The sequence below is a fragment of the Marivita sp. genome, assembly GCF_965656765.1.
Classification (GTDB): Bacteria; Pseudomonadota; Alphaproteobacteria; order Rhodobacterales; family Rhodobacteraceae; genus Marivita.
This window is the reverse complement of record NZ_CBFHLV010000090.1, coordinates 1-9,716: the sequence shown is the minus strand read 5'-3', so window position 1 is coordinate 9,716 and position 9,716 is coordinate 1. Positions and strand designations below refer to the sequence as shown.

10 protein-coding genes are annotated in these 9,716 nt (G+C 58.2%); 2 read left to right on the top strand and 8 right to left on the bottom strand.

The window, feature by feature from the left end; genetic code table 11:
• Positions 1–227 precede the first annotated feature (227 nt).
• The 7 genes from ACTG4M_RS16260 to ACTG4M_RS16230 form a co-directional block, all read right to left on the bottom strand.
• Complete coding sequence (locus tag ACTG4M_RS16260) at positions 228–1,010, bottom strand: carnitinyl-CoA dehydratase (RefSeq protein ID WP_439124714.1); 783 nt, start codon at positions 1,008–1,010, stop codon at positions 228–230.
• On the bottom strand, positions 1,010–3,031 hold the full coding sequence (locus tag ACTG4M_RS16255) for an acetate--CoA ligase family protein (protein ID WP_439124713.1): 2,022 nt from the start codon (positions 3,029–3,031) through the stop codon (positions 1,010–1,012). Before ACTG4M_RS16255 ends, ACTG4M_RS16260 begins: the two co-directional genes overlap by 1 nt.
• A 78-nt stretch (positions 3,032–3,109) precedes the next feature.
• A complete protein-coding gene (locus ACTG4M_RS16250) occupies positions 3,110–4,270 on the bottom strand; it encodes an acyl-CoA dehydrogenase family protein (RefSeq protein ID WP_439124712.1) in 1,161 nt (386 codons plus the stop codon).
• Positions 4,267–5,682, bottom strand: coding sequence for a carnitine 3-dehydrogenase (locus ACTG4M_RS16245; RefSeq protein ID WP_439124711.1), 1,416 nt, complete (start codon positions 5,680–5,682; stop codon positions 4,267–4,269). The genes ACTG4M_RS16250 and ACTG4M_RS16245 overlap by 4 nt, the downstream gene beginning before the upstream one ends.
• Positions 5,679–6,440, bottom strand: a complete 762-nt coding sequence (locus ACTG4M_RS16240) for an SDR family oxidoreductase (protein WP_439124710.1) — start codon at positions 6,438–6,440, stop codon at positions 5,679–5,681. The genes ACTG4M_RS16245 and ACTG4M_RS16240 overlap by 4 nt, the downstream gene beginning before the upstream one ends.
• Positions 6,437–7,060 (bottom strand): SGNH/GDSL hydrolase family protein, encoded by a 624-nt coding sequence (locus tag ACTG4M_RS16235; RefSeq protein ID WP_439124709.1) that lies wholly within the window; start codon positions 7,058–7,060, stop codon positions 6,437–6,439. Before ACTG4M_RS16235 ends, ACTG4M_RS16240 begins: the two co-directional genes overlap by 4 nt.
• Before the next feature lie 3 nt (positions 7,061–7,063).
• Positions 7,064–7,978 (bottom strand): 3-keto-5-aminohexanoate cleavage protein, encoded by a 915-nt coding sequence (locus ACTG4M_RS16230; RefSeq protein ID WP_439124708.1) that lies wholly within the window; start codon positions 7,976–7,978, stop codon positions 7,064–7,066.
• A 174-nt stretch (positions 7,979–8,152) separates the two neighbouring features.
• Between ACTG4M_RS16230 and ACTG4M_RS16225 the strand changes: the two genes are divergently transcribed.
• The gene (locus ACTG4M_RS16225) at positions 8,153–8,365 is read left to right on the top strand and encodes a hypothetical protein (protein ID WP_439124707.1); all 213 of its coding nucleotides are present in this window, start codon (positions 8,153–8,155) and stop codon (positions 8,363–8,365) included.
• Between the two features lie 29 nt (positions 8,366–8,394).
• Here the strand turns inward: ACTG4M_RS16225 and ACTG4M_RS16220 are convergent, their stop codons facing one another.
• Entirely contained in the window at positions 8,395–9,126 is a 732-nt protein-coding gene (locus ACTG4M_RS16220; RefSeq protein ID WP_439124706.1) for an RlmE family RNA methyltransferase, read from the bottom strand.
• A 70-nt stretch (positions 9,127–9,196) separates the two neighbouring features.
• Between ACTG4M_RS16220 and ACTG4M_RS16215 the strand changes: the two genes are divergently transcribed.
• The gene (locus ACTG4M_RS16215) at positions 9,197–9,691 is read left to right on the top strand and encodes a hypothetical protein (protein WP_439124705.1); all 495 of its coding nucleotides are present in this window, start codon (positions 9,197–9,199) and stop codon (positions 9,689–9,691) included.
• Positions 9,692–9,716: the final 25 nt, after the last annotated feature.

Sequence of the window (9,716 nt, the reverse complement as noted above, 5' to 3'; positions counted from 1 at the left end):
AGGGGTATTTAGAGTCGGCACGGCAGGACCGCAAGTCCAAATTTCAAGAAAAATCAAAAATCGCCAAAATTTCTGTAAGTAACTGCTTTTATTTGCTTTTAATGAGACTTGAGGAATGATCCCCTCTAGGACCTAAAGAGGTTTCCTACGTCCCAAGACACCCTTGCAGGTTTATCCACAGGGTTACCCACACTTACCCCTGCGTAAAGCCCCAGACTCAGTCCGAGTCACCTGCCCTTCCAGACCGGATCCCGCTTTTCGACGAACGCCCGCGCCCCCTCTGTCTGATCTTCAGAGGCATAGAGTACGTCAACGGTGGACAGCTGGCGCTTGGTAATCCGGTTCATCATGTCCTGAAATCCGCTGTCCTCGGCCTCTCGAACGATGTCTTTGATTGCGGCATAGACCAGCGGGGGGCCAGAGGCCAAAAGCGTTGCCAACTTGCGTGCCTCGCCCATCAGATCCTTTGCGGGATAAATATGGTTCACAAAGCCCCAGCGTGCGCCCTCCTCGACGTCGAGCCAACGCCCGGTCAAGAGCATTTCCATCGCGATGTGATACGGGATACGCTTAGGCAGTTTCACCGAGGCGGCATCGGCCACTGTGCCGGACCGGATCTCTGGCAAGGCAAAGCTGGCATGGTCTGCCGCCAATATAATGTCAGCACTCAGCGCCAGTTCGAACCCACCACCACAACAAATCCCATTCACGGCGGCGATCACCGGCTTGTTGAGATCCCGTAGTTCCTGCAGGCCACCAAACCCACCTACACCGTAGTCGCCATCCACCGCGTCGCCATCTGCCGCAGCCTTGAGATCCCAGCCCGGGCAGAAGAACTTGTCACCGCCTCCTGTAAGGATCGCCACCCGAAGCTCTGGGTCATCGCGGAACTCGCGGAACACCTCCCCCATGGCGCGGCTGGTCTGAAGGTCGATCGCATTGGCCTTGGGGCGATTTAAAATCACCTCAAGCACGTGGCCGTCGCGGGTGACATGTAAGGGGCTGTCCATCAGGGTTCCTCTCGGATCAAGGCGTCTGCCACAACCGCACGGGTCGGGGTGACGATCAGTGGGTTGATTTCAAGTTCCACAACACGGCCATCGTGCACAATAACATAGTCCTGGATCGCCATGATCGCTGCAATGACCGCATCCAGATCAGCACAAGGTTTTCCGCGGTATCCGTATAAGAGCGGCGCAATGCGCAATTGGTCTAGTGCGGCCCGCACTTCCTGTTCGGTCCCGGGCACAAGAAGATGCACGGTGTCCTGCCACAGCTCCGTCAACACGCCCCCTGCCCCGAGTGTCAGGATATACCCATGTGCCGGGTCTGCGAGGACCGAGACAAGCAGTTCTACAACCGGATCACTGATCATTTCTTCAATATAAAATGCGGTCGCATCCATCCGGACTGCCGCCTTTAGAACCGCTGCTTCGGATGACAGGTTCAACGCCACGCCGCCCGCTTCGGTCTTGTGGGCCATGCCGCGTGCCTTGATCGCAACGGGAAAGAGCGGCACTGCCATCCGTCCCGCGTCTACGGGCGTGGCGGCGATGACGTGCCGTGGGACATCCAGCCCGTGTTGGGCCAGCGCAGCTTTGGCATCTGCCTCATCCAGCAAATGTTTTGTCGCGCTAGCGGCCGGGGCTGCGATGGTGCGATCGGGATCCGCGTATGGTCGGGCACCGTAGATGACCGAAAGCGCATCCAACGCGGCCTCTATACCATGCAGCGGCAGCACTCCTGCCGCCATCAACCGCGCGGCCATTGCTTCGGGCAGCGAGTCAGACAGTGACGCGAGCAACGCGATAGGTTTCCCGGTCGTTTTCCGCGCCATTAGGGCAGCGGTCTCGACACAGTCCCACGCATCGGTTTCGCATCGGTCCGCGCGAGGGATGTCCACGACGATCACCGTCAACGCGGCGGGACCGGCGGCCATGATCGCATAGACCTCGGCCATTTTCGGCGCGTCGTTCCAGATAAATGTGTGATAATCAAGCGGGTTTGCTGGTGTCACCAGCGGGCCGAGTGCGGTCTCAAGCGCTGCATTTTGATCCGCTGAGACAGGCGCAAATTGCACGCCACGGGCCTCGCCGCCATCGGCCATCAGGCTGGCCTCCCCTCCAGAACAGGAGAGCGACGCGATCTTACCCGGCTTGGTCGGCCCATAGAGATGTGCGTGTTTCAATGCTTCAAGCAGTGCATCGAGCGACCGGACCCGCAAGATACCCAAACGGTCGAACAAGGCGCTGGCTCCAGCATCAGACCCTGCCAAGGACGCGGTGTGGGACAGCGCAGCCGTTTGTGCGGCTTCGGATCGGCCTGACTTTAGGGCGATTACGGTTTTGCCCAGACGGTGTGCATCTTGCATCAGCAGCTGCAAGTCACACAGGTCCCCAACGCCTTCGATGTGCAACCCCAACGCTGTAATTCGCGGATCACGCAGGAGATACCGCGCCATCGCGCTCAGTCCGATTTTGGCTTGGTTGCCAGCCGTTCCGAGAAACGCAATCGGCAAACCGCGCTTCTGCATCGACAGATTCAGCGCGATGTTGGAACTTTGGGTCAGGATCGCAACACCGGCTTCGACAGGAACAAGCCCGTGTACGTCAGGCCAAAGCGCAATGCGGTCAAGCGCATTGACGAAGCCGTAGCAATTTGGACCGACAATCGCCATGTCGCCCGCCGCTTCAAGCAATTCCTTGTTAAGAGCAGTGCCATCTTTGGACTCTGCGAAACCGCTTGCAAAACAGACCGCACCGCCTGCGCCCATGTCAGACAGCGTGCGCAAACATGTAACCGTGGCGCTGCGGTTTACGCCGATAAAGCAGGCATCCGGCTTGGCAGGCAGATCGGAAAGCGACCGCAGCGCGCCATCCTTGGTTGGGTGCACATGCCACACCGGGCCGTCAAAGCCGATCCGGTCCAACCCTGAAATCACCGACCCGCACCATGCGCCACCGCCGATCACCGCGATCAAGGATGGTCGGAACAATCGGTCGAGTTCGCGCATCACGATGCGTCGACGCATCGTAGAATTGCCCTTAACGCATACGCCTGTGACTTCACCCCAGACCCCATGCTGCTTTTGGCCCAAAGAAGCATGAGCCTACGCACCCAGTGGCCGCAGCAGATCGCGGCTGATGATGTGACGTTGGATTTCACTGGTGCCATCCCAAATTCGTTCCACCCTTGCATCGCGCCAGAAGCGTTCGATGGAATAATCATCCATCAAACCCATGCCGCCATGAATTTGCAAAGTGGCATCGGTCACCCGTGCCAGCATTTCGCTGGCATAGAGTTTGGCGCTCGCAATCTCGCGGTTTGCGGGCAGGTCTTGATCAAGTCGCCATGCCGCAGACAGGGTCAGCCAGTCTGCGGCGTCGATCTCGGTGATCATATCGGCAATCTGAAAGCTCACACCTTGGAACTTGCCAATTTGCTGGCCGAACTGTTTGCGTTCGGCGGCGTAGTTGAGGGCGTGGTCAAACACCCTGCGTGCGCGGCCGACTGACATGGTAGCGACAGTGATCCGGGTCGCATAAAGCCAAGTGTTCATGACGGCAAATCCGCCATCGACCTCACCAAGCACCTGCGCATCACTCAACCGGCAATCATCAAACTCGAGAATACAGTTCTTATAGCCCCGGTGACTGACAGATGCATAGCCGTCACGGACGCTGAACCCCGGATGGCCCCGATCGACCAGAAAACAGGTGATGCGCTTTTTCGGACCCTTTGGAGTGTCGTCTACGCCGGTTGCCACGAAAACGATAAAGAAGTCCGCGTGATCGGCACCGGAAATGAAATGCTTGGTGCCGTTCACCAACCAGTCGCCGCCATCACGCCGCGCGGTGCAGGACATGCCCCGCACGTCTGACCCGGCCTCGGGTTCGGTCATGGCCAGCGCGTCCATCCGCTCGCCCCGCACAGCCGGCAGAAGATAGCGGTCGCGCTGATCCCCTTCGCAGGCCATCAGTATATTTTGCGGACGGCCAAAGAAATGTGTGAGCGCCATCGACCCGCGACCCAGTTCGCGCTCCACCAACGCAAAGTCGAGATGCGACAAGCCTGCGCCGCCAACCGCTTCGGGGAAGTTGCAGGCATAAAAGCCAAGGTCAATCACCTTTTGTTTGATCTCTTGCGCCACATCGTTCGGTACTTCGCCCGTACGTTCGACCTGTGCCTCGTGCGGATAGATCTCGCGTTCGACAAAGCCGCGTACGGTCGAGACAATCATTTCCTGTTCGTCGCTCAGTCCAAAGTTCATTCGCCCGCCTCCGCGTGTCTGGCAGCCAGACGTTCAAGCGCATCCGCCACTTGCGGCAAGGGCGGACAGGACCGGCGTGTGTCCAATGAAACATGCAGCAGAAACTGGTCACAAGTGGCCAGCACAGTGTCATCCGAGGACCGATGCATTTGGTGCCACAGCTTCAGCTTCTTGCCCTGCCCGATAACAACCCGTGTGGTCACGTAGATTTCTTCGCCCGCATGGGTTTCGGCAAGGTATTTAATCGTCGTCTCAGCTGTGAAATAGCTGTTGCCCGCTTCGACGTAGGCCCGATCCGCGCCAATATGTGTCATGAGTTCTTCGGAGGCGTCGCTGAACAACTGGCCATACCGGCCTTCGTTCATGTGCCCGTTCATGTCGGTCCAATCAACCGGCACAACGCGGCGCACCGTAACAAGCGGAACCTCTTCGCCTAAGGGGCCGCGCAAACTGTCGTCGTGGTCGCGGATGAGCTTGCCAGCTGCCGCGTCCTGCTGTTTCAGTGCGCGAAGGATAGCGACAAGATTGTTGTCGCGCAGTCTTTCAAGATCGCGGATGCCCACAGCACCAGATTGTGCGTCTGACTGGTCTGCAATGAGATCAACAAGATCATCAGTAAATTCCGGCACATCCATCAGCTTGGTCCAAGGCCATGACAAGCACGGTCCGAACTGAGCCATGAAATGACGCATCCCCGCCTCGCCGCCCGCAACGCGATAAGTCTCGAAAAGGCCCATCTGCGCCCACCGAAGGCCGAACCCGTAGCGGATCGCGTTGTCGATTTCCTCGGTGGTAGCGATGCCGTCTTTGACCAGCCACAGCGCCTCGCGCCATACCGCCTCAAGAAAGCGGTCCGCAATATGTGCGTCAATCTCGGCACGGACATGCAGTGGGTACATGCCAATTTCGGTCAGGATGTCTTTGGCTCGGGCTACGATTGAATCGTCTGACGCGACACTTGGCACCAGTTCAATCAAGGGCAACAGGTACACGGGGTTGAACGGGTGCGCGACCATGATCTGACCCGCGTGCTTAGCCCCTTGTTGCAATTCCGACGGTTTGAAGCCCGAGGTAGAGGACGCCAGAACCGCGTCGTCAGGACAGGCCGCTTGAATGTCTGCAATGACTTTGTGTTTGATGTCGAGCCGTTCTGGCACGCTTTCCTGTATCCAGTCTGCGCCTGCCACAGCATCGGCCAGTGTGCCGACAAAAGTGATCGTGCCGTGCTTGGGCATCGGTGCCTCATACAGCATCGGCAAGACGCGCGCCGCGTTAGCCATCACTTCGTTGATTTTACGCTCGGCCTCGGGATCGGGGTCGAAGACACGCACCTCCCACCCCATGAGGGCAAAACGCGCGGCCCAACCGCCACCAATCACGCCACCGCCAATGATGGCCGCCACTTTGGTCATGGTACAAGTGTCTCCGTATGTCCGTCGATGGCCACGATCTGGCCTGATATCCGTGTCGCGTGTGGGGAGGCCAACCAAAGCACCGTGTCCGCGACATCGTCGGCAGTTACCCAAGTGCGCAGAGACACACCTTTGACATATGCCGCGCGTACTTCGTCTACGCTCTTACCGGATGCGGCGGATTCCATTGCCACAACGCGGTCCATTCTGTCGCCTTCGACCGCGCCTGGGCAAATCGCGTTGACGCGAACGCCTGCAGGCCCCAACTCCATTGCCAGAGTTTTTGTAAGGCCCACGATGCCCCATTTTGCTGTCGCATAAGGTGAGCGTAGAGGGTAGCCAAACTGGCCAGCCGTCGATGAGGTCAACACGATAAGCCCTGACCCCGCAGCGCGCATCTTGCCCGCTGCCCAACGACAGGTCAGAAACGTGCCAGATAAGTTCACCTCGACGCAGCGGTTCCAGTCTGACAGAGACAGCTCTTCAATGCGCCCGGCCGGGCCGCCCGTCCCGGCATTGGCGCAGACGACATCCACGTGGTTCCACGCGGTGTCGACTTGATGGAAGAACGCGGTCATCTGCGCCTCATCGGTTACGTCTGCGACGCACGCGATCTGGCCGGGAAACGCGTCAGAGAACGCCGCCACAGCGTCGGGGTCAGCGTCACAGATGGCAACTTTATCCCCTTCTGCTATGAACCGTTCGGCCATCGCGCGACCAAGGCCAGACGCGCCGCCAGTGATAACGACATGCCTCATAGCCGCGCCGAAACAGTTTGGGCCATCGCGGCGCCGACGGCTTGGTGGTTTGCCGCATCCCAATGTACACCGTCCAATGTCGACACCTGCGCGACCAATCCTGCATCGAAAAACCCGCAGGCCTGTCGGTCTGCTGCGACAGCGATGTGCTCGGACAGGCCTTGCTGACGGGTTTGGGCACCAGCGAAGACATCCCTCAGCACACCAGTCTCCAACACTGGAACCGGCGCAACCAGCAGGATATCTTTCACCACGCCCTCGGCACGCGTCACTTGTACCAAACGCTCCAGGGATCGGGTGATTTCAAATGCAGTAACCGAGAACCGATGCTTCAAATCATTGGTGCCAAGCATCAGGATCATCAGATCGATGGGCGTATGACTATGCAGGATCGCTGGCAAGACCGTCAGGCCATTGCGCATGCCCCCTTCGACCAGATCATCATGCACAGTTGTGCGTCCCGGAAGACCTTCAGACAGGACGGTATGCTGCTGGCCAATCACCTTGGCCATCGCATCCGGCCAACGGTCACCAGGCGCATGTCGGTCAAAAGCCCCCAATTGGGTCAGCGGTTTGGCGCCATGCGTGTTGCTGTCGCCGTAACAGAGGATCACCGCCATGGGTCAGCCCTTTGGCACTTGCTTGATCAGGCCCAGTTTATCGCGCACGGCTTGTGGCCCCATGACCTTTGCGCCCATGCCATCAATAATGCCGACGGCACGTTCGACCAATTGGGCGTTTGTGGCCAGAACACCTTTCTCAAGCCACAGGTTGTCCTCTAATCCGACACGGACATGCCCACCAGCCAACACTGACGCTGCAACATAGGCCATCTGGTTGCGACCCAATGAGAACGCGCTGAACGTCCACGTGTCGGGCACGTTGTTGACCATCGCCATGAAGGTATTGAGGTCATTCGGCGCTCCCCACGGAACACCCATGCAAAGCTGTACCAAGGCCGGGTCGTTGAGGATGCCTTCTTTGACCAGTTCTTTGGCAAACCAAAGATGGCCGGTATCAAATGCCTCAATTTCCGGTTTCACACCAAGGTCAGTCATCATCTGACCCATAGCGCGGAGCATGCCGGGCGTATTGGTCATGACGTAATCGGCTTCGGCGAAATTCATTGTTCCGCAATCCAGTGTGCATATCTCGGGCAGGCACTCGGCGATGTGGGCCACACGTTCTTCAGCGCCGACCATATCGGTGCCATCGGGGTTCACTGGCAGCGGTTTTTCGGTGGATCCGAAGGTGATATCGCCGCCCATTCCGGCGGTCAGGTTCAACACAACATCGACATCCGCGTCTCGAATGTGGTCCGTAACCTCCCGATAATATTCACCTTTTCTCGAGGGCGCGCCAGTCTCGGGATCGCGGACATGGCAATGCACAATGGCCGCACCCGCCTTGGCGGCGGCGATGGCGCTGTCGGCGATCTGTTTTGGGGAGCGGGGGACGTGGGGGCTGCGGTCTTGGGTGCTGCCGGAGCCGGTGATGGCGCAGGTGATGAAGACCTCTTGGGTCATGGTAAGTGGCATATCCGTCCTCCCTCGTCTTTTCGGAGAGACTGGGTGGAAACGCCGGCGACTGCAATGGGGTTTGCGACATTGCCCGAAGAATTCCACACCCACAATTCGCCACAAAGCCGACCCAAAAGAACCGCAATATCAGGGTATTACCCACCAGCATGTCAGACCGCCTGGGGAGGCCTTATGCGACATTATCCTGGCTTGCAGAAAGCAGGCCACGCCGATCAACGGCGCGCGAAACTGTTTGAATTGCACCGTCAGGAGCAGCTTCAGACCGGGTCGGGACGCGCCTATGGGGCGCCCGTGCAGCAGCGGCCGGACGTCGCCTTGACGCTGCGGGACCGCGCGAACCGTTCGCTTCGACCTGTCGAACCGTACGATAAGACCGTACGGTAGAGGCCCAATCGTACGGTTCATCCGTACGGTCAGCCTTTGAAGCCCGTCGCGACGACAAATTTCTCCGAACTGTCGGATCTGGAGGCCGGTGGCTTGACGTTCACCACCTTGGTGAAGCGCTGCTTGAGCAGCTTCTGAAGCTCGCCCTCTGCCCCGCCTGCAAGCACCTTGGCGACAAAGGTGCCGCCCTCTTCGAGAACATCGAAGGCGAAATAGGCGGCGGTTTCGCACAGGTGGATGATGCGCAGGTGGTCGGTCTGTTTGTGGCCCGAGGATGAGGCGGCCATGTCGGACATGACGACATCGGCTTGCCCGCCGAGCCAGTCCTTGACCTGCTCGTCCGCGCCTTCGTCCAGAAAATCGAGCTGGTGCAATTCGCATCCGGCAATCGGCTCCATTTCCTGCAGGTCGATGCCAAGGACGGTGCCAACCCGTTTGCCCTGCCGTTCATTCAGCGCGTTCACCCGTTTGACGGCAACCTGACACCAGCCACCGGGGGCAGCACCCAGATCGACGACACGGGCACCGGGGACGAGGAAGCGGTACTTTTCGTCGAGTTCAAGAATCTTGTAGGCGGCGCGGCCCCGGTAGCCTTCGGCATGGGCGCGCTTGACGTAAGGATCGTTCAACTGCCGCTGCAACCAGCGCGTCGAGGACAGCTTGCGGCCCCGGGCGGATTTCACCTTGACCTTGAGGTCACGCTGTCCGCGCCCGGAGGTGTTCTTGCCGTCTGGGGTCTTGCCGGTTGGAGTCTTGGCCATAGGAGTGCCCTTTGGTGAGGTTTGGAGGGCGGTGTAGCATGGGTTTGGGGGAAGGTCATGGGGGTTGGTGGTGACGGTCCTGCGTGGATTATTCACCCGAACAGGTCTGATCTCGACGAATCGATTGACCGATTCAAGACGCACTGAATACGAAGACAGCAAAACAAGAAACGACAAATCACGATACAATTTTTGCTTGATTTTTCAACCAAAAATGGCAGCTTGTGAGAAAATGAAGGATGTTGTCATTCAAAGCTTCTGGACAATCCTGTTCTTTTTCATATTGGCAGCACCATCCTTGTTGTTTTGCCGCAAATACTCTATTGCTGCACATTGGTCGGCGTTTAGCAAAGCGTTTTTCCTCTGGTTGATATCCTCATCACCAGTCATTGCTGCAATATTGATGAGCAAACCTGATAGTCAGATTGAGAATGTGCCAGAACACATACAACGGCAGTTTTTGACGAATTTCTCAATTACAGAAATGTTCGTTTACTCTGCATCATTTCTTTCCAGGGGAATCGCGTTTGGAACTGAGGTCGTGATTGAGCGGGGTTGCTTCTGACGGAGCGATGGATTCTGGAGCTGGG